18 protein-coding genes and 1 riboswitch are annotated in these 23009 nt (G+C 35.5%); of the genes, 15 read left to right on the top strand and 3 right to left on the bottom strand.

Translation table 11 applies throughout. The features are described from left to right. Positions 1-103: 103 nt before the first annotated feature. Positions 104-739, bottom strand: a complete 636-nt coding sequence (gene trhA / locus U9M49_RS05710; protein ID WP_307313496.1) for a PAQR family membrane homeostasis protein TrhA — start codon at positions 737-739, stop codon at positions 104-106. Positions 740-1075: 336 nt separating this feature from the next. After that, a riboswitch (TPP riboswitch) is annotated at positions 1076-1185 on the top strand. Positions 1186-1307: 122 nt separating this feature from the next. On the opposite strand from trhA, the gene tenA reads away from it, so the two are divergent. The 4 genes from tenA to U9M49_RS05690 all read left to right on the top strand — a co-directional run bounded on the left by tenA (position 1308) and on the right by U9M49_RS05690 (position 7413). After that, on the top strand, positions 1308-1997 hold the full coding sequence (gene tenA / locus U9M49_RS05705) for a thiaminase II (protein ID WP_095373668.1): 690 nt from the start codon (positions 1308-1310) through the stop codon (positions 1995-1997). Between the two features lie 300 nt (positions 1998-2297). Further along, on the top strand, positions 2298-3578 hold the full coding sequence (locus U9M49_RS05700) for an MFS transporter (RefSeq protein WP_307313499.1): 1281 nt from the start codon (positions 2298-2300) through the stop codon (positions 3576-3578). A gap of 298 nt (positions 3579-3876) precedes the next feature. Beyond that, positions 3877-6009, top strand: coding sequence for a peptidoglycan D,D-transpeptidase FtsI family protein (locus U9M49_RS05695; RefSeq protein ID WP_307313502.1), 2133 nt, complete (start codon positions 3877-3879; stop codon positions 6007-6009). 588 nt (positions 6010-6597) lie between these two features. Next, on the top strand, positions 6598-7413 hold the full coding sequence (locus U9M49_RS05690) for an ATP-grasp domain-containing protein (RefSeq protein WP_224938395.1): 816 nt from the start codon (positions 6598-6600) through the stop codon (positions 7411-7413). A gap of 43 nt (positions 7414-7456) precedes the next feature. On the opposite strand, the gene U9M49_RS05685 is transcribed toward U9M49_RS05690, so the two are convergent. Then, positions 7457-7627, bottom strand: a complete 171-nt coding sequence (locus U9M49_RS05685; protein WP_095373048.1) for an aspartyl-phosphate phosphatase Spo0E family protein — start codon at positions 7625-7627, stop codon at positions 7457-7459. Between the two features lie 346 nt (positions 7628-7973). Further along, positions 7974-9350, bottom strand: coding sequence for an aspartate aminotransferase family protein (locus tag U9M49_RS05680; RefSeq protein ID WP_307313509.1), 1377 nt, complete (start codon positions 9348-9350; stop codon positions 7974-7976). A gap of 223 nt (positions 9351-9573) precedes the next feature. On the opposite strand from U9M49_RS05680, the gene U9M49_RS05675 reads away from it, so the two are divergent. The 11 genes from U9M49_RS05675 to U9M49_RS05625 all read left to right on the top strand — a co-directional run bounded on the left by U9M49_RS05675 (position 9574) and on the right by U9M49_RS05625 (position 22999). Beyond that, the gene (locus tag U9M49_RS05675) at positions 9574-10440 is read left to right on the top strand and encodes a MurR/RpiR family transcriptional regulator (RefSeq protein ID WP_322909471.1); all 867 of its coding nucleotides are present in this window, start codon (positions 9574-9576) and stop codon (positions 10438-10440) included. Positions 10441-10452: 12 nt separating this feature from the next. Then, a complete protein-coding gene (locus U9M49_RS05670) occupies positions 10453-11238 on the top strand; it encodes an SDR family oxidoreductase (RefSeq protein ID WP_095373050.1) in 786 nt (261 codons plus the stop codon). Between the two features lie 112 nt (positions 11239-11350). After that, on the top strand, positions 11351-13237 hold the full coding sequence (htpG, locus tag U9M49_RS05665) for a molecular chaperone HtpG (protein ID WP_322909470.1): 1887 nt from the start codon (positions 11351-11353) through the stop codon (positions 13235-13237). Between the two features lie 292 nt (positions 13238-13529). Further along, positions 13530-13928 carry a VOC family protein gene (locus U9M49_RS05660; protein ID WP_322909469.1) on the top strand — a complete coding sequence of 133 codons (399 nt, stop codon included), beginning with the start codon at positions 13530-13532 and terminating at the stop codon, positions 13926-13928. 704 nt (positions 13929-14632) lie between these two features. Further along, on the top strand, positions 14633-16000 hold the full coding sequence (locus tag U9M49_RS05655; RefSeq protein ID WP_095373053.1) for an NAD(P)-dependent oxidoreductase: 1368 nt from the start codon (positions 14633-14635) through the stop codon (positions 15998-16000). Positions 16001-16019: 19 nt separating this feature from the next. Next, a complete protein-coding gene (gene preA, locus U9M49_RS05650) occupies positions 16020-17306 on the top strand; it encodes an NAD-dependent dihydropyrimidine dehydrogenase subunit PreA (RefSeq protein ID WP_322909468.1) in 1287 nt (428 codons plus the stop codon). Between the two features lie 24 nt (positions 17307-17330). Beyond that, complete coding sequence (gene hydA / locus U9M49_RS05645) at positions 17331-18740, top strand: dihydropyrimidinase (protein WP_322909467.1); 1410 nt, start codon at positions 17331-17333, stop codon at positions 18738-18740. A gap of 92 nt (positions 18741-18832) precedes the next feature. Continuing rightward, positions 18833-20305, top strand: coding sequence for an NCS1 family transporter (locus tag U9M49_RS05640; RefSeq protein WP_322909466.1), 1473 nt, complete (start codon positions 18833-18835; stop codon positions 20303-20305). 13 nt (positions 20306-20318) lie between these two features. Continuing rightward, positions 20319-20531, top strand: a complete 213-nt coding sequence (locus U9M49_RS05635) for a hypothetical protein (RefSeq protein WP_095373056.1) — start codon at positions 20319-20321, stop codon at positions 20529-20531. A 21-nt stretch (positions 20532-20552) separates the two neighbouring features. After that, positions 20553-21782, top strand: coding sequence for a Zn-dependent hydrolase (locus U9M49_RS05630; protein ID WP_322909465.1), 1230 nt, complete (start codon positions 20553-20555; stop codon positions 21780-21782). 443 nt (positions 21783-22225) lie between these two features. Continuing rightward, on the top strand, positions 22226-22999 hold the full coding sequence (locus U9M49_RS05625) for a 2,3-dihydro-2,3-dihydroxybenzoate dehydrogenase (RefSeq protein ID WP_095373058.1): 774 nt from the start codon (positions 22226-22228) through the stop codon (positions 22997-22999). Positions 23000-23009 lie beyond the last annotated feature (10 nt).

Here is a 23009-nt window from a genome sequence, read left to right as displayed (position 1 = left end):
ATAGAACAAGTAATGTGATAAAAACTCTACAAACTGATATTAATAAATCTGCAGGTGGTGAGAGTAGCCATCTGCAGATCATTTATAAAGAGGTAAATTTTGATCAAGGTAAAAGCGAGAGAACAGCAAAAAAATGCATAATCGAACCAGCAAGAACAAAAACATGCCACAATGCGTGATGGTACTTAAATCCTCTCCATACATAAAATATTGAACCAGCAGTGTATAGAACGCCACCGATAATGAGGAAAATCATTCCTTGTGTAGGTAAGTGTGTAACCAGAGGCTCCCAGGCAAATATAATTAGCCAGCCCATCAAAACATATAGTAATGTCGAGAAGACTAAAAACTTTTTAACAAAAAAACATTTGAAAACTGTTCCAGCAATTGCTAGCCCCCATACAAGACCAAATAAGGTCCATCCTAAGGTTCCTTTAACTGTTATAAATAGAAACGGTGTGAACGTTCCAGCAATAAAAAAGTAAATGGAAGAATGATCGAGAATCTCAAATACATCCTTTGCTTTTCCAGCAGGTAAACTATGTAGCAAAGTTGATGAGAAATATAAAATAACCATCGTTGTACCAAAAAGAACAAAGCTGACAATATGCCAAGCTGTTCCATATAAGGATGAGAAAACAGTTAAAATGACGAGAGCCGCAATACTTAATAGCGCACCGATTCCGTGTACGATCGCGTTGGCGATTTCTTCTCCCTTTGAAAAAATATGTGTTTCCAAGTAGTATTCACCCATTCTTTATCCAAAATCATAATTCTAGTATAAACATTTTTTTAGCTGATAAAAAGTCGTAAGCTTTCATTATAAAGAAAAACTTCACTAGGCGAAGAGGGTGGAGAGTGTAAATGCATGGAGAATATTTGGAGTTATCCATCCTTGAGTCAATGCCAATTTAAGCCGCGGTGTTAGATCAGTTGAAGTGTTTAGGTAACGACAGCATTCATCCAACTTGTTCATAATCGTTACTGAAAGAGAAGCTTGACATTGCTCAATTCCTAAACTTGCAGTTGACATTTATTGATAAGATGATAACATAACTTTGAAAGCATAATTGAATAAATCCACTAGGGGTGCCTTTAAAAGGCTGAGATTAAAGTGCAATAACTTTAAGACTCTTAGAACCTGATCTGGTTGATACCAGCGTAGGGAAGTGGCGTATATCAATTTAGTTAACGTTATAACTATAACTAAATGAATGATGTATACAGTAACCACTTTCTTATAGGAAGTGGTTTTTCGCTTTTCTGGATTTTTTATGCTCGATAAAAAAAGAGAAGAGGTAGAAATGATGACAACAAAAGAAACGTTTACACAATCGTTAAGGAAAGAAGTACATGATATATGGGAAGCGAATTTTGAACACCCTTTCGTTAAAGGAATTGCTAAGGGAGATTTACCAATTGAGTGTTTCCGCTTTTATGTGTTACAAGATTCTTACTATTTATCACATTTTGCTCGTGTGCAAGCAATCGCTGCTTCTAAAGCAGAGAATTTATATATGACCTCAAGAATGGCCTCGCATGCGCAAGGTACCTATGAAGCTGAACTAGGGTTACATAACAAATTTATGGAGGTATTAAAAGTTTCTGAAGAAGAGTTAAACCAGTTTAGACCCGCTCCTACTGCCTATGCATATACATCCCATTTATATCGTGTAGCAGAGACAGGCACAGTTGGCGAGGTCATCGCTAGTTTGCTTCCGTGTTATTGGATTTATTATGATATTGGGCAGAGCTTTAAAGGGGCAAAACCAAAAGAAGAAATCTATCGTACCTGGATTGATACATACGGTGGAGAATGGTTTGTTAAACTTGTACTTGAACAAATTCATCATCTTGATCGGCTTGCTGAAATTGCATCTGAAACAGAAAAAGAAAAAATGAAAATGGCATTTACCATTAGCTGTCAATATGAGTTAGCTTTTTGGGAAATGGCTTATACCCAAGAAAAGTGGTTAAGTGATAAAACATATGCATAAAACTTCATAAATGAAAGCGGGAATAGTGTTAACAGAATAAGGTTAGTTCATACTAACTCAATTCTGTTAACATCATACCCTTTATAATCGTTGTAATATCAGGTTTGTTATGCAATTAAGACAGTTTGCCATATCGGATTTTCCTAAAAAAGAAGTTAGATCTTCACCAACTACTCATCTAGTCAATAGAAATGACTTCTACTTCTCCACCCTCATAGACATATAAACTTCCTATATATATATAAAGACAATAAGCGTATAATGAGAGACGAATGTTAAATTGAGGAAGGCGTTTAAATAATGAATAAACAACAAAGTAAGTACAGATGGGTTGTATTTGGTGTTTTACTTTTAGCCTATTTATTTATGGTTAGTCAAAGAACAGCACCTGGTTTAATTACTGATCAATTAATGGAAGAATTTCATTTAACTGCAGCAACGATTGGGCTGATAACGAGTATTCAATTTTTTGCTTATGCTGGATTGCAAATTCCCATCGGATTATTCTCTGATAGATTTGGTCCAAATGTATTTCTAGTCGCTGGAACGCTGCTAAACGGACTAGGTACCATCCTCTATAGTTCGGTAGATAATAGTTATATGCTTATCTTTGCTAGGCTATTATGTGGAATTGGCGATGCTACTATTTGGGTCAATTTAGTTCTTGTATTGAGCATTTGGTTCAAGCAGCAGGAGTTTTCGATGCTAGTGGGATTTGCTGGAATGACAGGAAGTTTAGGTTTCTTATTGGCAACAGTTCCTTTTAGTTCGACCATTTCTCTATTAGGGTGGAGACTTCCATTTTTAATTGTTGGCATCGTAATATTCACCCTCGGTATCGGACTCTATGTTGTTTTAATAAAATATCCTAAGAAGAAATTTCAAATGGAAGAAGAAAAAAATCAAAAAGAAACAAATGAACCGTTATTAGTCATCATAAGAAGATTACTAGTCAATCGCCAAGCTTGGGCGACATTCCTTTGTCATTTTGGTGTAGTAGGCACATATATTGGCTTTATTGGCTCTTGGGCTGTTCCCTATGGTATGGACATTTACGGTTTATCAAGATCAAGTGCAAGTGAAGTAATTATGTACGGCTTATTTGGTGCCATTATCGGAGCGCCATTAACAACCTATCTATCTACTTTTTTTGACAGTGTCAAATTACCGTATGTTATCGTGCAGTTGCTGTCGGTTTCTGCTTGGATCACACTAGTATTGCTGGGTGGAGAGCCACCGTATTTATTATTCATTCTTTTATTCGTGATCATAGGCTATGCAAATGGTGCGAGTGCTCTAACCTTTACAGTTGTTAGACAGTCCTTTCATATAAAGGAAGTGGGGCTTATTTCCGGTTTCGCCAATACGGGTGGCTTTCTTAGCGCAGTGTTGCTGCCAGCTCTTTTTGGGAAAGTATTGGACCATTTTGCTAATTTTGACCTTACAACCGCTTATCAATATGGACTCTATATTCCTTTAAGCTTTGCGATTATTGGGTTAATTGGAGTATTCATGTTATATGAGCCAGTAGTATATCGTCAAAAACTACAAATGAGTCAAATGAAAAAATCGGTTGGTTAACAATCGATTTTTTTATTTAGCTAATAAAAATGAAGAACAATCATCACTTAAAAGGCAGTCAAGTGGATACCTGATTTGATCACCATCTACCGTCCTTTTTAGAAAATGTTACTGAAAGTGTAAAATTGATCTTTTTTTATCAAATATTTCTTCATAACAATTGAAAAAATTGGATATTTGTTGTAAGATAGGTTATATTATTAATCTAATTTTAATAGATAATATATTTTTGAAATATAATAGTTACATATAGTAATAATTAAGAACATTCATACTTTGATGATTGGTTGTGTTGATGATGGCGGGAGAGCAGAAAAGAAAGAAAAGAAATAAAAAAATGGTTTTTCGGATTAATTTAATGTTTTTTGCAGTATTTATCCTCTTTTCGATTCTAATCTTCCGCTTAGGTATTGTTCAAATTGTTTACGGGGAGAATTATAAAAAAGAGATTGAACGGGAAGTGGAGGTGCCAGTAGCAAGCACGGCACCTAGGGGGCAGATCTATGATAGTAAAGGTAGACTGGTTGTAGGGAATAAGCCTCAATTAGCCATAAGTTATACTCGCTCTCAATCTACAACTCAAGAAGAAATGATTCAGACATCAGAGCTTTTAGCGAAAATGATTAAAAAAGACACGGAAGAAGACTTGAAGGCGATTACGGAAAGAGATAAACAAGACTTTTGGATAATAAAGTATCCGAATGAAGCAGCAGAAAAAGTATCGGATAAAGAAAAAGATGAATTGCAAGCAAGTGATATGTCAGCAAAAGAAGTAGATGAAGAAATATATAAACGAACGCGGGAACGAATAACAGAAGAAGAACTGAATGCTTTTAAGAAGGATGAACTAGAAGTTTTAGCGATATTTCGAGAAATGGCAAGTAGTCGAATGTTGACACCTCATTTTATTAAGAACAAAAATGTTAATGAAGATGAATTTGCTCTTGTTAGTGAGAATCTTCATTTACTACCTGGTATTGATACAACGGTAGACTGGGAACGTTATAATGCTTTAAAGGACGAAGATGGAGAAGTAACATTAAGTTCTGTACTTGGAAATGTTTCAAGTTCAAAAGAGGGCTTGCCTAGTGAAATGCTCGAATATTATCAATCTAAAGGTTATAGTCGCAATGATCGTGTCGGCAAGAGTTATTTAGAATTGCAATACGAGTCTGTTTTACAAGGGCAAAAGAAAATCATGAAAAATTACACAGATAAAACGGGTGAAGTAACAAAGCAAGATGTGGTAAGAGAAGGACAAGCAGGAAAAGACCTTGTCTTAACAACTGATATCGAATTCCAACAAGAGGTAGAAAAAATCATTGAAAAGCATGTTCGAAGTCTGAGGGGAAGTAATTACTATTTAGATCGTGGCTTCGTTTCAGCGATGAACCCACAAACAGGTGAGGTTCTCGCAATGGCTGGCAAACAATTTGTCAAAGATGAAAAAACTGGTGAAACAGAAGTCATGGATTACGCCTTAGGTAATATGACAAGTCAATATTCAATGGGTTCCACTATAAAAGGCGCAACAGTGTTAGCAGGTTACGAAGAAGGAGTAATCTCACCTTGGAGTGTTTTGGTAGATAGACCTTTGTATTTTGACGGAACACAACCTAAACGATCTTGGAATACGGCAGGATTTGGTGCCATTAATGATCTAACGGCCCTTAGGAAATCTTCAAATGTTTATATGTTTCTAATAGCGATGAGAATTGGTGGACAACAAGAATACATTCCGCGAGGTAAACTACGTATTGATAAAGATGAAGGTATTAGAAAGTTACGATATAATTTTCACCAGTTCGGTCTTGGGGTGAAAACGGGTATCGACTTACCAGGTGAAGTAACAGGACAATCACCAATTCCTCCTAATGGAGGGAATACACTTGATTTTGCCATTGGACAATTCGATACTTATAGTCCGCTACAATTGGCGCAATATGTATCAACGATAGCAAATGGTGGTTACCGTATGCAACCACAGATTGTGAAGGAAATTCGTGAACCGAATCTTGAGAATAATCAACTTGGTGCGGTTTATAAATCCATTGAGCCGAATGTTTTGAATAAAATTACGATGAAGGATGCATGGATTGAACATGTACAAGATGGGTTTATCCAAGTAGTCAACCATCCGCAGGGAACAGCAAATAGTGGGATTACAAATAAAAAGTATAAGATTGCAGGTAAAACAGGAACAGCCCAAGCTTACTACGGGGGGCCGCTTAAGGTGCAATCGAATCCAGATACTTGGAATTTAACCTTTGTCGGGTACGCGCCGTATGATAATCCTGAAATTGCCATTTCAGTTGTCATTCCATGGTTGTCTTCAGATAAATCCAAGATTAACCTTCATATTGCTGATGAGGTATTTGATGCTTATTTTAAAATGAAGACTAAAAAAGGCGAAGAAAATGAAGAACTTTAAATAAAATAGAATAGAGCTTTTCATATGCACCCCGAAGTCTAACGCTCGGGGTGTTTTTTTATGGTGACATATGATGAATCTTTTAAGCAAAAAAATACTCTCTCTCTCTCTCTTGCTAGTGAAGGTGGTTATGTAGTTGGAATCGTAGTAAAACGAATGTAAGATAATGGGGTTTGCCTTTAAATAATTTAAGAGAGGGTGGTTCCCTTAGAAGGACTAACAAAACAGGCCATCCAGTTTAATTTAAGGTAGATGTCTTACACGAGAAATTGAAACAGGAGAATCTTTTGACTCAGTTGTTTTTAAAATTTGGCATTCGAAATGAATAAAAATGAAGAAAGTGAGTGTAAATGCATTCAACTCTTTTCATTTTAAAAAAATTGGTTCTGTTTTTCTGATTATACCTTGTTCTTTTTCCTTATAATAACAATAAATATTTAGAAATTTTAATAATAATATTTCTTTAAAAATTTTATTGTATTTTTTTACAAAAATGCTATGATATTAATAGTTTTATATTCTTTTAAATACATTTTTTAACATCTGTAATACGGAAAAACTAATTGAATAATGAAGGTGAATGAATCAATGAAAATTGTTTCTTTTAATGCATTTCGCACGATTGGTATGCCCAATGTGCACTATATAAAGCCAGAACATATGTTTAAAGAAATAGATGCAATAAAGCAAGCTGACATCGTGTTATTTCCTGAAACGTGGCAAGTACCGTCACTTGTGTATGGGTTGAAGAAAAAGATTTTTCCTAGCATAGAAACAATGCAGCTAGGTTTTAGTAAAATTGAAATGACAAGGGCCCTTTGGTCGGTGAGTCCTGAGCATGCTCCCTATACTGAAATCCTTGCTAATACAAGGAGCAATATTGAGTATGTTTTAGATACTTTTCCCTTTCCTTTTGTAGCAAAAGAATCACGAAACTCTATGGGAAAAGGTGTTTTCCTCATCCAATCGAGAGAAGACTTTCTAACGTATTGTGAGAAAGTGGACGCTTTATATATCCAAGAATATTTACCGAATGATGGAAAAGATTTACGTATATGTGTGGTTGGGAATGAAGTATTGGGCGCCTATTGGAGAGTGGGACTAGAAGGAGAGTTTCTTCATAATATTGCACAAGGTGGAGAACTATGTGCCGATTTTATTCCCCAAGAAGCTATCGACCTTGTGTTAGATATTGCCGGTCAATTAGGTATTAATCACGCAGGGTTTGATGTCATGGTGAGCGAAGGGAAATATTATATTATCGAATTTAATGTGTTATTTGGGAATCAAGGATTAAATAAACTAGGAAAATCAGTTGAACAAACGATTTATCAATATTTATTATCACAATTTCTACCACCATTCCCAACATCGCCGACACCAGGAAATAAAGTTGTCTCTTAATGGTAAAAGCCTAATTTCTTTCCGTAGGAAACTAGGCTTTTACTTATTTATTAACTGCGTACTTTTCTTTTTGTACCATATTGATTAAGAGGTCGAGTTCCTCGCTTATTTGAATAGTGAACGGGTCTGATAGGCCAAAAATATCCCCGATAATTAAAAGCATTTCTCTTGTATCTTTTATCTGACTTTCAATATCTATAGAAGTTACCTGCATCTGTCATTACCTCGAATTCAAAATATCATAACTAATTACATTATCACATATTTTTACATATTATACAATCAATAGTTATCTGATTAAGTCATAACAGAGCTGCAGTTTTTATAGCCTGAATCAAAATGCTATAAATCTAGTAAAAGGATAAATGGTGTCATTCGCAGAATTCTACTTTCGTCTAGCACGAGAGGAAAAAGAATGAAAAAGAGAGAAAATTTAAAAAATCATTGATGAGCATCAGATGGTGATAGAGAACGATAAATAGGTAAATTATGAATAGCACAAACAAAAACTAATTTTTAGGAGTTTTTGTTTGTGCTTATTCACTGGAAACAATTAATGATTATAAATCTTGTAAAGCTTTTTCGAATATCTCTAAGGTTCTATTAATTTCTAAATCAGTGTGTGCTGTAGATAGGCTGAAACGATTCATTGGTTTTGTATATAAACCATTAATTAATAATAATAGATCTAATCTTTTACGTAAGGAAAAATTCGCTTGCTGTAAGTCGCGATAATTCCATACTTCTTTATCAGTAAATACGATGTTAAAAATGGAACCGAGTCCAATGGTTTGCATCGCTAATCCTTTTCTATCAAAAAGACTTGTTAGTTCTTGTTTTAAACGATGTGTTCTAGCTATAACAGTAGAGATTTCATTTTGTAATACGTCAATGGTTGCCATCCCTGCAGCAAGGATTGAAGGGTGACCATTATATGTCCCGCTATGGAAAAGAACATCTTTGGCACTGGAGTTCTTACCTGTACTATGGTCAAAAACATCTGAGAAGGTAGAAGGGGCACAACACATCATAATCTCTTCTTTACCTCCAACCATACCAACAGGAAAACCTCCTCCAACTACTTTACCTAACGTTGTTACATCAGGTGAAATATGATAAATGGATTGTGCACCACCAAGCCCCAATCTAAAGCCGGTTTTTACTTCATCAAAGATTAAAACAATACCTAAGTCTTCCGTTATTTTTCTTAATCCAGTCATAAATTCTTGTGTAGCAGGGATAAAGCCACTTTGAGCAGGTTCTAAAATCACAGCTGCTACCTCATCTTTATGCTTTGTCAAAATTTCTGCTGTTGCTTCCAAATTATTAAAAGGTAAAACAATCGTATGAGTTTGGTGATAGGGGTCAACACCTTTAGATTCAATTAAAGCATTTGGTTCTGATGCTGGACCTGCTTGATCTACTTTTGGATTAACACTAATAAGCATTTGATCATATCCGCCATGGTAATGACCTTCAAACTTAGCAATCTTATATTTACCAGTGTAAGCATAGGCTAATCTTATTGATAATAAAGTTGCTTCAGTACCTGAGTTTGTATATCTAAGTTTTTCCATCGAAGGATAGAGTGCTTGTAATTTTTTTGCCATTTCGAGTTCAAGTTGATGAGGCGTCCCGAATAAATGTGTACCATTCACTTGCATTTGGTCAGCTAATGCTTTTTGCACTTTTGGGTGACCATGACCAAGCATTAAAGAGCCATAAGATAATAAGTAATCGATGTATTCATTGCCATCAATATCGAATAAATAAGCGCCACTACCCCTTTGCATAACAATTGGGTATGGATCAAAGTACTTAATATTTGCTGTTACACCGCCTGGCATATAGCTTTGGGCATCTAAAGAGAATTGATATGATTTACTCGTTTTTGCTTTTAATTGTTCGTGTACATCATCTAATGAACTTGTTTTCACTGTATTTTTCACCTCTATAATGAAATGTATATTTCATATTTATTAATATAAGAAATATATAGAACATGATACGCTGAAAAAACCTATTTGTGAAGTGTTAATTTCATTTTTATTAAAAATGAAATAAATAATTCATTAATGGTTATACAGATTATCAATTTTTAAGCTTTTCACGTATAATAAAATGTATGAGAAAGAAATCTGTTAATTTTGAAGAAAAGGTATGACTTACAAAATGGAGAATATCGAAAAGTTAATCACGGATCAATATCCGATAATGAGTAAATCTCAAAAGAAAATTGCTACATACATGCTAGATCATAAAAATGAAATTCCATTCTTAACTGTCGCTAAACTAGCCAAATCTACGAAAGTTAGTGAAGCTACTGTTGTTAGATTTGCCGTTTTTCTTGGATTTACTGGTTACTCTGATCTACAGCAATATATGCAAAGCTCTATCCAAAAACAACTCACTACAACAGAGAGATTGAGAATGTCATCAGATGTGTATGAACACGAAAGAGAAGGGGTTGTCTCTCTGTTCCAGGATGATATGGCTAACATTCAATTGACGATGGAAAAGTTAGATGAACAACAATTTATGAGAGCAGCACAATATATATTAGAGGGAAGAAGAATATACATCAGTGCCAATCGTAGTGCTCGGTCATTAGGTGTATTTCTGCAATATTATTTAAATATCATCCTTGGACATAGTGAATTAATCGGTGCTGCTGACACTGTATCTGAACAGTTATTTAAGTTGGATGAGCATGATGTAGTGATTGGTATCAGCTTTGCTCGTTATTCAATCAATACAATTGAACAAGTGCAATATGCAAAAGAACATGGAGCAAAAGTGATTGCTATTACTGATCATTTAACGTCACCATTAGTGCCATATGCAGACGTAGTATTAACTGCTTCTAGCAAGCTTCCAACGTTTATCGACTCCTTTACCGCACCACTTAGTTTAATTAATGCTTTAATTGTTTATTTAGGGAAAGAGCGGACAGAAGTTGTAGAAGAAAGATTAGAGAAGTTAGAAGACTTATGGGAGCGGTTTGATATATTTTATAGAAAGAAATAGGAGGAGTAGTCGATGGATTTAAAAATAAAAGGTAAAGTAGCTTTAGTATTAGCTTCCAGTCAAGGTTTAGGAAAGGCGATTGCCCTTGAATTAGCTAAGGAAGGCGCCAAAGTAATGATTTCGAGTAGAGATGAAAGTAAACTACAAGTCGTACAACAGGAGCTAAAATCAAGTGGTTTCATGGAAGTGGAGTACCAAGCGTGTGATATTACAAAACAGGAAGATATTACAGAACTTGTTCAAAAGACAAAAGCTACATATGGAACCATTGATATCCTTATCAATAATGCTGGAGGACCTCCTGGTGGCGGATTTGAGGATTTATCGGATGATGACTGGTATCGTTCGTTCGAATTAAATTTACTTAGCTACGTACGAACGATCCGAAGTGTATTGCCTGAAATGAAGAAACATGGCGGGAAAATCATCAATATTGCTTCCACATCTATTAAACAACCAATCCCAGGTTTATTATTATCTAATACATTTCGCTTAGGAATTGTCGGTTTGACTAAAACGCTTGCTGATGAATTGGCTCCGCATCAAATATTAATCAATACGGTTGCACCAGGTAGAATAGCAACAGATCGTATTGACTATCTTGATCAATTAACGGCTAATAGAAAGGGGATTTCGAAAGAAGAAGTGCAAAAAGCATCAGTACAATCGATCCCGTTAGGTCGTTATGGCACGCCCGAAGAATTTGCTCAATTTGTCACTTTCCTATGTTCAGATATTAATACTTACGTAACGGGTTCTTCTATTTTAATAGATGGCGGAATGGTGCGTTCTTTATAAATATTAACTATTGACTGGGAAAAAAGAGGATATTAAAATAGTATTAGCACTCTATAAGATAGAGTGCTAATTTAGTCTTTGAAAAATTCATGATAAAGGAGAGACTGTGAAGATGGCAGAAAAAATTCAATTCCAAGCTGAATCGAAACGATTGCTTGATATGATGGTACATTCTATTTATTCACAAAAAGAAGTGTTTTTACGTGAATTAATTTCTAATGCAAGTGATGCAATTGATAAAATTTATTATAAGGCGTTGACTGACGACCAACTTGTTTTCGAACAAGACGATTATTACATAAAGGTGATTCCTAATAAGGAAACACGCACATTAACCATTATTGATACAGGTATCGGAATGACAAAAGAAGAACTAGAAAATAATCTAGGTGTCATTGCTAAAAGTGGTTCCCTTGCTTTTAAATCAGAGAATGAAGCAAAAGATGGTCATGATATTATCGGGCAGTTCGGTGTCGGATTTTATGCAGCATTTATGGTAGCAGACGAGGTAAAAGTATTGTCCAAGGCGTTGCATAGTGACCAAGCTTATCTTTGGGAATCTCAAGGAGCCGATGGATATACTATTGTGGAAACAACGAAAGATCAAGTAGGTACAACCATCATACTTAAATTAAAAGAAAATGAAGAAGAAGAGAACTTTGATGATTTTCTTGATGAATATCAATTAAAATCAATTATTAAGAAATATTCTGATTTCATTCGTTATCCAATCAAAATGGATGTCACAACGAGTAAACCGAAAGAAGATAATGACAAAGAATTTGAAGAGATCATAGAAGAACAAACCATTAATAGCATGGTTCCAATTTGGCGTAAGAACAAAAATGAATTAACGGATGAAGATTATCAAAACTTCTATCAAGAGAAACGGTATGGGTTTGATCAGCCATTAAAGCATGTGCATGTAAGTGTCGATGGATCCATCCGATATAATGCCATTCTTTTTATCCCAGAAAATCGTCCATTTGATTATTACTCTCAAGAATATCAAAAAGGGTTAGAGTTATACTCAAATGGCGTGTTAATTATGGAGAAATGCCCAGACTTATTAACTGATCATTTCAGCTTTGTTAAAGGGATGGTTGATTCTGAAGATTTATCCTTAAATATTTCAAGAGAAATTCTCCAGCATGACCGTCAATTAAAATTGATTGCCAAAAATATTAATAAGAAAATTAAAAGCGAGTTAAAAACATTATTGAAAAATGAACGTGAACAATATGAGAAGTTCTATGAATCATTCGGTCGCCAAATCAAGTTTGGTGTGTACAATGAGTTTGGTACACATAAGGATTTATTAAAAGATTTACTATTGTTCTATTCGTCCAAAGAGAAAAAACTAGTAACATTAGATGAATATATAAGCAGAATGCCAGAAGAGCAAAAATATATTTATTATGCTACAGGTGATTCAATTGATCGTATTGACAAGTTACCACAAACAGAAATCGTAGCCGATAAAGGATATGAAATTCTTTATTTTACAGAGGATATTGATGAATTTGCGATTAAAATGCTTGTTAATTATGAAGAAAAAGAGTTTAAGTCAGTATCTAGTGGAGATTTAGGAATTGATGCGGAAGGCAAAGAAGAAGACAATGAAGATGAAGTAAAAGAAAATAAAGAAATATTAACGAAAATGTCAGAAATACTTACTGGTAAAGTAAAAGAGGTCCGTGCATCCAAACGACTAAAATCTCATCCTGTTTGTTTATCAGCTGATGGTGAAGTAACCATTGAAATGGAAAAAGTATTAAGTATGATGCCAGATAATCAAAATGTCAAAGCAGATAAAGTACTTGAACTGAATATCCACCATTCTGTCTTCAATAGTATCCAAGCTGCATTTAATAATAATGATGATGAAAAATTAGCTTTATATACCAATTTACTTTATAACCAAGCATTACTTATTGAAGGCTTATCTGTGGAAGACCCGGTAGCGTTCACAAATGATATCTGTAAGGTAATGCAATAATCTCCTTTGAAATAATTTTTTCAACATTAGGCCCGATCGATTATTCGGGTCTATTTTAATTTACGCCGTTTCCGATTATTTTGGGTTAACTTCATCGTGGTTAAGGAAGCATTTCAATTTGTAAGAAGGGGTAAATGTACTTTCAAAGGAAAAATTAGTGCTTGTTAAAGCTATTAGAAATGACTTGTTTCCAGGAAATTGATAAGCTTATTATACGTTAAAATCGTTTTCATAGTGATAACGGAAAGTACAAGATGTATTATATTTAATTTTACATTTAGGAGGGATATAAATGATTTTTGAAATGACTACTCAAGTTAGAGTTGCCAATATTGAAGAAGGGCAAAAGTGGTATGAAACACTGCTTAATAAGAAGCCTGATTTTACTCCACATGAGGGGTTCGCTGAGTGGAAACTCATTCCTGGATGTTGGTTGCAGGTCGCAGAAGGAACTCTTTCCGAGGGTAACGGACCTCTGCGTTTAGGAGTTACTAATATTGAGGCTGAAAGAGACAGACTTATAGAAGTTTTAAAAATCAATAGGTTTGAAATACATTCAAGACCTGAAGTACCAGTGAAATGGGGAACTTTCACAGACCCATGGGGAAATCGACTTGGTTTTTTCGAATACTTAGATAAGGGAGAAGAGCAAGAACGTATTAAAACGATCAAAGGAACAATAAAAGTTTGAAAAAGTCTGGTAAGAAAGGGAACAACGAGAGAGGTTCTCTTTCATTTATGTAAAAAACAACAAGGTCACGAAAAACAGTGTTAATTTAAAGTAGATCAATAATTAAGAAATAGGTATATACCTAATAAACATAAGAAGTCTGTAAAAAATGATCTTTGAAAAACACTTGCTTTGTATGAGCTCACTACTGTTTTCGTTTTTCCATACAGAAAAAATAAATAGAAATAACATTATAGTGAATTGCAAAGTCCTTTCCACTCGTATCCTCTTAAAAAAACATCTCTAGGGTCTTGTAAAGGCTCTCCCTAATAATTCTTTACATTAATATTTAAGGTTTATGATTCTATTTCTTACAAGATCTTAAAACAAGCATTATTCAATTATTATTTGTGAGACATAATAAATTGCGTCGGCTTGCCATTTAAGGATATAAAAGAACAATAATATTTACAGGGTATGTAAGGATAAATAACATTTGAAAATTAGAAAGAAAAAACTATTTGGAACAAGTATTAAGTGAAGCGCTTACAAACCTTTGCTTTTTACATTTTGACAAGCAAGACTAGTGAACTATTTTACGAATTGTATAATGATTAATCGATTAGAACACAGTAAAATGATTATAAGATTCTAACAATTCAGTTTAATTAATGTTAGAAAAACTAACATTCAAAGATGCTATCTTTTAAGGAGGTTACTCTATAGTGAAAAGCGACCGAAAAGAGACATTAGCAACACTAAAGCTGAACTTTGAAGAAGTAGAACCGCCTTTTTCTAAGCATGATGCACTGGATGAGGCCAATCGATGTTTGTATTGTTATGATGCTCCTTGTATTCAAGCGTGTCCAACGGGAATTGATATCCCTAGTTTTATTAAAAAAATTGCCACAGATAATTTATTTGGATCTGCAAAAACAATTATGTCTGCTAATCCTGTAGGAGCTAGTTGTGCGCGCGTTTGCCCGACAGAAGAACTTTGTGAAGGCGCATGTGTACTCAATCATTCTACTAAACCTATTTTAATAGGAAATTTACAAAGGTATGCTACGGACTGGGCAATTAAGAATGAAGCGACCCTGTTTCATGCTGGAAAGCCAAATGGAAAGAAAGTAGCTATTATAGGAAGTGGTCCTGCCGGTTTATCAGCAGCCAGAGAATTAGCAAGAATGGGTTATAAAGTGACGATTTACGAAGCAGAAAGTGAAGCGGGAGGATTAAATACTTACGGAATCGTCTCATTTAGATTACCGCAGAATATATCTTTTTGGGAAGTAGAACAAGTAAAAAAATTGAATGTAGAAATTGTTACAAATACGAGGGTAGGGGTAGATATCTCTGCTAAAGAAATTCTGGAACAAAATGATGCTGTTGTTTTAGCCATTGGTATGTCATCTGTACCAGAATTGGGCATTCTTGGTGAAGACTTAAATGGCGTTCATGATGCGATTGAATTTGTAAAAGAAACAAAGACAGCACCAATTCATGATGACTTATACAAAAAAAAGGTAGCAGTAATCGGGGCTGGTAATACGGCTATCGATGCTGCAACTTGTTCAGTTAGATTAGGAGCGGATAATGTCAAAATTTTATATAGAAGAACGTTGGCTGAGATGACTGCTTATGATTTTGAATATGAATTTGCAAAGCAGGATGGTGTCGAATTTCGATGGTTAACAGCTCCGGTTGAAATTTTAGGAGATGAGGAAGGGAAAGTTACAGGTATTAAATGTGTCAAGATGACTTTATCGGAACCTGGTGAAGATGGAAGGAGACGTCCTGTACCCTTAACTGATTCTGAATTTACCATTGAAGTAGATGCAGTGATTAAAGCGATCGGACAAAGTCGTTATATTGATTTAATAGAACAATTTGAAATTAGTCACGATGGTGGTGTTGTGACAATAGATAGTGAAAGCTTTCAAACATCTAACAGTAAGGTATTTGCCTGTGGAGATTGTATATTTGGTAGAGGACAAGGTGAAGCAATGGTTGTGTCTGCTGCACAACAAGGAAAAGCGAGTGCTATAAGCATCCACCGCACTCTATTAAAAGAAACGATAGAAACTGCTTAAATATCTTGGAGGTGAAATAATGGCAGATTTAAGTACAAATATAGCTGGAATTAAATCCCCAAATCCATTTTGGTTAGCTTCAGCTCCGCCAACCAATTCAGGTTATCAAGTACAGCGCGCCTTTGAAGCTGGGTGGGGAGGTGCAGTTTGGAAAACATTAGGTGACCCCATTTTAAATGTTTCTTCACGTTTTGCAGCAGTGAGTTTTAATGGTCAAAAAGTAGCAGGGTTTAATAATATTGAGTTAATTACTGATCGACCGTTGGAAGTAAATCTGAGAGAAATCTATGAAACAAAAAAGAAATATCCTAATCATGCAATCATTGCTTCGTTGATGGTCGAACCGAAACAAGAAAAATGGCATGAAATTGTCAAGAAGGTGGAAGAAGTAGGTGTCGATGGACTGGAATTAAATTTCGGTTGTCCCCATGGGATGGCTGAAAGAGGAATGGGAGCAGCCTCAGGTCAAGTACCAGCACTTGTTGAGCAACAAACTTATTGGGTAAAAGAAGTAGCGAAGACACCGGTAATCGTGAAACTAACACCAAATATCACCGATATAACTGCAACAGCTGAGGCGGCGGTTAATGGTGGAGCAGATGCAATTAGTATGATTAACACGATTAATAGTTTAGCAGGTGTAGATATTGAAACGTGGAATACCATTCCGCATGTTGGAGGGAAGGGTGCCCACGGTGGCTATTGCGGACCTGCAGTGAAACCAATTGCTCTAAATATGGTTGGAGAATGTGCCCGTAATAGTAGAATTGGTGTGCCAATCTCAGGAATTGGTGGGATATCTAATTGGCAAGATGCTGTGGAGTTTATGCTCATGGGTTCAACAAGCGTACAAGTTTGTACAGCGGCCATGCATCATGGCTTCCGCATCGTAGAAGATATGATTGATGGCCTGAATTATTATTTAGATCGTAAAGGGATCGCTTCGGTAAATGAAATCATCGGTAAGTCTGTACCGAAATATTCTGATTGGGGCGATTTAGATCTAAACTATCAAATTGTCGCACACATTAATAATGATGTTTGTATTAATTGTAATAAATGCCATATTGCCTGTGAAGATACCTCCCATCAATGTATTGATATGCTGACCGGAACTGATGGTAAGCCTTATCTCCAAGTTCGCGAAGAAGATTGCGTCGGTTGTAATTTATGTTCGATTGTTTGTCCTGTAGATGGAGCAATCGATATGGTCGAAAAACGAAATGAACTACCACCTATGACTTGGAATGAAAGGCAAGAAGCCATTGCAAATATAAGCTATGTTGCAAATAGTACAGCGAAGTAAAAGAGTGAGAAAGGGTGGTTACTTATGAAAAAAATCATAAAAAATGGAGTAATTGTTACAGCAACAGATACTTACAAAGCAGATATCCTAATTGAAGATGAAACAATTATGCAAATCGGAGAGAATATTCAAGAGAGTGGTGCGGAAATCGTTGATGCAAAAGGACATTATGTCTTCCCAGGTGCGATTGACCCCCATACTCACTTAGACATGCCTTTTGGTGGAACGGTCACTAAAGATGATTTTGAAACGGGTACAAAAGCTGCCGCATTTGGTGGAACAACTACGATTGTTGATTTTTGTTTAACGACAAAAGGGAAATCACTCAGTAGCGCGGTTGAAACTTGGCATCAAAAATCAAAAAATAAAGCGGTCATTGACTATGGTTTTCACTTGCAAATTGTTGAGAGCAGTGACGCTGTATTAGCAGAGATACCGAAAATGGTTGAGGAAGAAGGCATAACTTCATTAAAAGTATTTATGGCTTATAAAAATCAATTCCAAGCAGATGATGAGACCCTATATAAAACTTTACTTGCCGCTAAAGAACTTGGGGCACTTGTCATGGTGCATGCTGAAAATGGTGATGTGATTGATTATTTAGTAAAAGACGCATTAGCAAAAGGAAATACTGACCCTATTTATCATGCTTTAACTCGTCCCCCTGAAGCAGAGGCAGAAGCAACAGGTAGAGCTGCAACACTTACCGGACTTGCTGGATCCCAATTATATGTCGTGCATGTATCGTGTGCAGATGCGGCTAAAAAAATAGCTGAAGCTAGAAGTCAAGGTATTGATATCTGGGGTGAAACCTGTCCGCAATATTTGGTCTTGGATCAAACCTATTTGGAGAAACCAGATTTTGAAGGAGCTAAATATGTTTGGTCACCGCCATTAAGAGAAAAATGGAATCAAGATCATTTATGGAATGCGTTAAAGACAGGTCAATTACAAACGCTCGGATCTGATCAATGTTCTTTTGATTTTGTTGGTCAGAAAGACTTAGGAAAAGGTGATTTTTCTAAGATTCCAAATGGTGGTCCATTAATTGAAGATCGCGTAAGTATTTTATTTTCAGAAGGTGTGAAAAAAGGGAGATTATCGCTTAATCAATTCGTAGAGATTACTTCAACCCGTGTAGCTAAATTGTTTGGATTATATCCGAAAAAGGGTACGATAGCTGTTGGCGCTGATGCTGATCTTGTTATCTATGATGGCAATGTCGAAAGGACGTTGTCGGCTAAAACGCATCATATGGCAGTTGACTACAATCCTTTTGAAGGCATGAAAATTACAGGAGAACCTATTTCAGTGTTATCTAGGGGTAACTTTATCATCAAAGATAAACAATTTGTAGGAGAAGCAGGTCAGGGTAAATTTATTAAGCGTGCTAAATACGGAGAAACATTAGAAAAACTACCAACAATGATTTAACTTTTATTGCGCCCTGCTGAAATGATTTCAGCAGGGTATCCAACTTCAAGAACTTTACTAAATGTGTTGTTCATATTAAGGGGGTGTCCATATTGGAGAAGAAAGATAATTATTTAAAATCACCGGACCTAATGCCAATTGGTTATAAGGAAAGGAAAATTGGTACTTTTGGTTTTGCAGTTATTTGGATTGGTATGGCGATTGTGCTAGCAGCATTTGCTATTGGTGGTGGCGGAATTGTTCATTTATCGCTTCCTATGGTTCTGTTAGCAACCATTATCGGCTCAGTGGTCATTGGGATATTGATGTCCTTAATTGGTGATATTGGTGTGGAACATGGACTTTCTTTTCCTGTATACATGCGGGCGCCGTTTGGAACAATTGGCACACATATTCCTTCGGTTGTTAGGGGGATAACTGCTTCATGTTGGTTTGGCATAAACACTTATTTTGGTGCTTCCGCTATAAACGGGATACTTAATCTTCTTTTTGGCTTTGATCAGTGGTTCGTATGTTTTATTCTTTTTGCTGCTGCACAATTAATCAATACAGCATTAGGGATTAAATCGATTGAAAGGTTTGCTGATTTAGCTGCCCCTATTATTATTATAATCTCATGTTGGATGTATATTACATTATCAGATAATGCAACAAGCCAAGGTAAAGATGTCTGGACCTGGGTGGAAAATCCTGCGACAGGTGTAACTGCTTTTACAGCTTTTATGGTTGTTATTATGGCAAATATGGGCTTTTGGGCTACCCTTGCAGCAGATATGCCAAGCTTATCAAGATTCTTTAAAGCCCCAAGAAATGAGAGGAATTGGTTTAAACGCAATAAATCTCAGTTAATTGGTAATATCATCGTGATGCCAATTGTGAATACATTCATGATTGCGATTGGCGCTGTATCATATATGGCAGTTAGCACATCAGATCCAATTGTGGCATTACAAGAATCAGCTAGTGGATTTATTTTAGGCATTCTTCTATTAATGATTGTTTTAGCACAGTGGTCTACAAATACTTCGGCCAACATTATACCAGCAGCAACTGTTTTCTCTAATGTAGGCGGGCCGAAAGTACCTTTTTGGGTAGGGGTCATTTTTGCAGGAATCATTGGTACTCTTGCGCAGCCATGGAGCTTGTTTGATGTGCTTAATCAAGCGCTATTAGTCATTGGGGGAATCCTAACATCTATCGTTGGTATATTATTTGCTGATTATTATTTATTAAGAAAAAGAAGAGTAAATGTGCCAGCATTATATGAGAATGAAGGGCAATTCAAATATTTTGCAGGTTTTAATGGTGCTGGACTAATTGCTTGGATTGTCGGGGGGATATGTGCAAATCTATTGTCTACTTACTCTTCCATTGTAGGTTTTGTCGTTGGAGCCGTTCTCTATTATGTTTTAGCGAAGTACTGGTGGTTTAAAAAATACAAGCAAAGCGAAATGAATGATCCTAGTGATGAGAAATACTTGGGAATTACAGTCGGAAGAGATTGGGTTTTATCTATTGATGAACAGGAAATAGTAAATACTAAAGTCAAAGAAAAAGTCCAATAAAGGAGATGGTCAAATGTCTGAGCACATTGAATATATGAAAGAAAAAACAAGCATTGATGTCCTGTTAAATAACGGTTATACAATTAAAAGCATTACAGAGAATTTAAGTGGTGCCTTTGTGGAGTTTGAGAGAATTACAGGTTCAACGATTTACTCTGAAACGTTACACATATTAACAGCTGATGCACGCAAGTATTTTTCTGTCCATTTAATTAATCGTAAATAAGTAGTTGAAGGAGATGACATTTTGGAGAAACAAAAAGTAAGGATTAATAGTGAGAGATTAACAGAAACGATTGAACATTTCGCGAATTTTGGTAGGACAGAGAATAATGGTGTAACAAGATTAGCTCTATCAGAAGAAGATCGTTTAGCACGAGAATATTTTAAAACCTGCTGTGAAGCACTGAAAATGGAAGTAAAAACTGATGATATGGGTAATATGTATGCTCTCTTACCAGGTTTAGAAGAGCGTCCACCGGTGGTCATCGGTTCCCACCTTGATTCAGTAAAATGCGGAGGTCGTTTCGACGGTGTTTTAGGGGTAATTACAGGTTTAGAAATTGTGAGAACACTTGTTGACAATAATATTACACCTAAGATTCCTATTATGTTAGTTAATTTTACGAATGAAGAAGGTGCTAGATTTGAACCTTCAATGATGTCCTCCGGAGTTTTAAGTGGAAAGTTCGATAGTGAAAAGATGCTGAACAAAAAAGATGCTGATGGCAAGGTCTTTAAAGAAGAGTTGGCGAAGATCGGTTTCAATGGCTCTGAAGCCAATAGATTAAAAGAAGCGTATGCCTTTTTAGAGCTACATATTGAACAAGGGCCGGTTCTTCAGCATGAAGAGTTGAAGATTGGTGTAGTTGACTGTGTAGTAGGGATGGTCTGTTATGAAATTAAAATCGTAGGTGACTCTAATCATGCGGGCACGACGCCTATGCATTTACGTAAAGATGCACTATTTACAACCAATAACTTTATTCAAGATATTAGAAATGAATTAAGTAGTTTACCAGATGACCTCGTATTTACTATGGGAAGACTAGATGTTTCTCCTAATGTTCATACGGTTATTCCAAATGAAGTAATCTTTACTATAGAAGCAAGGCATAAGGAACCTGAAGTAATGGCAATTGTAGAAGAAAAAATAAAAAAAGTACAAGAAACCGTAAATAGTGAAGGATGTACTGTATCCATTGAAAAACTCTGGGATCGCTCGACCGTCCATTTTGATAATGAAATGGTTCAATTACTAGAAAGTGTGACAAAAGAACAGAGATTACCATATAAAAAAATGGCCAGTGGTGCAGGGCATGATGCTCAGTTTATCGCAAGTATGATTCCTACTGCTATGTTATTTGTACCTAGTATAAATGGAAAAAGCCATAGCGAAGATGAATTTACTCCATATAACGATTGTGCAGCAGGTGTCAATGTAATGTTAGAGGCTGTATTGGAACTTGTAAAATAAAAGAATGAACAAAGAAACGAACTTAACAGTGACATTCACTTAGAGTTCGTTTCTTTTTTATCTGGAGTTTAATAGAAAATAAAGGTTTTTTAAAAGAAAAATGAATGAATTTCCAAAAAAGCACCTGTATTTTTTACTATAGATATTTAAATAACTTTTCCTACATTTATAAAATTTTTTGGTTCAATCGATCGTCATTCAATCCTTAATTTTCCATTAAAAACAAATCAATCCGATAAAAAACCATTCGTTTTCATCGAAATAGGATTTTTTTCCTCCTTGACGAATATTAGGAATCTATACTATTGTTAATATTGTGATGTGATAATGAGAATCATTATCATTTCAAGCGGAATTTTTTTTCTAACAATCTAAGAAAGAAATGAACGCTTTCTTTTTTAATTTTAATTGAGAATGATTATCTGTTGAGAAAGGGTGTTCTGATGCTTAAAGGAAAAGTTGCAGTCATCTCAGGTGCAGCAAAAGGAATGGGTGCCGCTTTAGTCAAGCGTCTCTGTTTTGAAGGTTGCCAAGTGGTTGGGTTAGATATCGAAGCAGAAAAACTAAAACAACTATCGGAAGAGTTATCAAACCGGGATCAAACATTTGAAGGCTACATCTGTGATGTATCAAATAAAGCACATGTAACAGATACGATACAACTAGTAATAGAAAAATATAAAACGATTGATATTCTTGTCAATGTTGCTGGAGTGATATCAGTAAATCCGATTCAATCTATGACAATGGATGAATGGGAACATACTTTTTCTATTAATACAAATGGAGTATTTTATCTATCCCAAGAGGTGAGTAAAGTGATGATTGCCAAACAATCTGGGGCAATTGTTACAGTTAGTTCAAACGCAGCATCTGTACCGAGAACATCTATGTCAGCGTATTGTGCATCAAAAGCTGCTTCTCTCATGTTTACAAGATGTTTAGGGTTAGAGCTTGCAAAATACAATATACGTTGCAATATTGTTTCGCCAGGTGCCACTGACACAGATATGCAAAGAGACTTCTGGAAGGACGGTGCTATTGAGCAAGGAATTAAGGGTGTTCAAGAAGAATATCGCGTAGGTATTCCATTACAAAGGATTGCCACTCCGGAAAATATTGTTGATTCGATTCTTTACCTCGTTTCAGATCAGGCAAGTCATATCACTATGAATAATATTGTGATAGATGGTGGAGCGAGCTTAGGTGCACAATGACGAAAAAAGA

This window comes from Cytobacillus sp. OWB-43, assembly GCF_034651445.1.
Taxonomy (GTDB): Bacteria; Bacillota; Bacilli; order Bacillales; family Cytobacillaceae; genus Cytobacillus; species Cytobacillus kochii.
Note: the sequence above shows the minus strand (reverse complement) of the source record. Positions and strands in the feature narration are given on the sequence as shown.

What these genes read in the sequence shown, in the direction of transcription:
- tenA (WP_095373668.1), top strand. Translation starts at nt 1,308, where the DNA reads ATGACAACAAAAGAAACGTTTACACAATCGTTAAGGAAAGAAGTACAT.
- U9M49_RS05700 (WP_307313499.1), top strand. Translation starts at nt 2,298, where the DNA reads ATGAATAAACAACAAAGTAAGTACAGATGGGTTGTATTTGGTGTTTTA.
- U9M49_RS05695 (WP_307313502.1), top strand. Translation starts at nt 3,877, where the DNA reads ATGGCGGGAGAGCAGAAAAGAAAGAAAAGAAATAAAAAAATGGTTTTT.
- U9M49_RS05690 (WP_224938395.1), top strand. Translation starts at nt 6,598, where the DNA reads ATGAAAATTGTTTCTTTTAATGCATTTCGCACGATTGGTATGCCCAAT.
- U9M49_RS05685 (WP_095373048.1), bottom strand. Translation starts at nt 7,627, where the DNA reads ATGCAGGTAACTTCTATAGATATTGAAAGTCAGATAAAAGATACAAGA.
- U9M49_RS05675 (WP_322909471.1), top strand. Translation starts at nt 9,574, where the DNA reads ATGACTTACAAAATGGAGAATATCGAAAAGTTAATCACGGATCAATAT.
- U9M49_RS05670 (WP_095373050.1), top strand. Translation starts at nt 10,453, where the DNA reads ATGGATTTAAAAATAAAAGGTAAAGTAGCTTTAGTATTAGCTTCCAGT.
- htpG (WP_322909470.1), top strand. Translation starts at nt 11,351, where the DNA reads ATGGCAGAAAAAATTCAATTCCAAGCTGAATCGAAACGATTGCTTGAT.
- U9M49_RS05660 (WP_322909469.1), top strand. Translation starts at nt 13,530, where the DNA reads ATGATTTTTGAAATGACTACTCAAGTTAGAGTTGCCAATATTGAAGAA.
- preA (WP_322909468.1), top strand. Translation starts at nt 16,020, where the DNA reads ATGGCAGATTTAAGTACAAATATAGCTGGAATTAAATCCCCAAATCCA.
- hydA (WP_322909467.1), top strand. Translation starts at nt 17,331, where the DNA reads ATGAAAAAAATCATAAAAAATGGAGTAATTGTTACAGCAACAGATACT.
- U9M49_RS05635 (WP_095373056.1), top strand. Translation starts at nt 20,319, where the DNA reads ATGTCTGAGCACATTGAATATATGAAAGAAAAAACAAGCATTGATGTC.
- U9M49_RS05625 (WP_095373058.1), top strand. Translation starts at nt 22,226, where the DNA reads ATGCTTAAAGGAAAAGTTGCAGTCATCTCAGGTGCAGCAAAAGGAATG.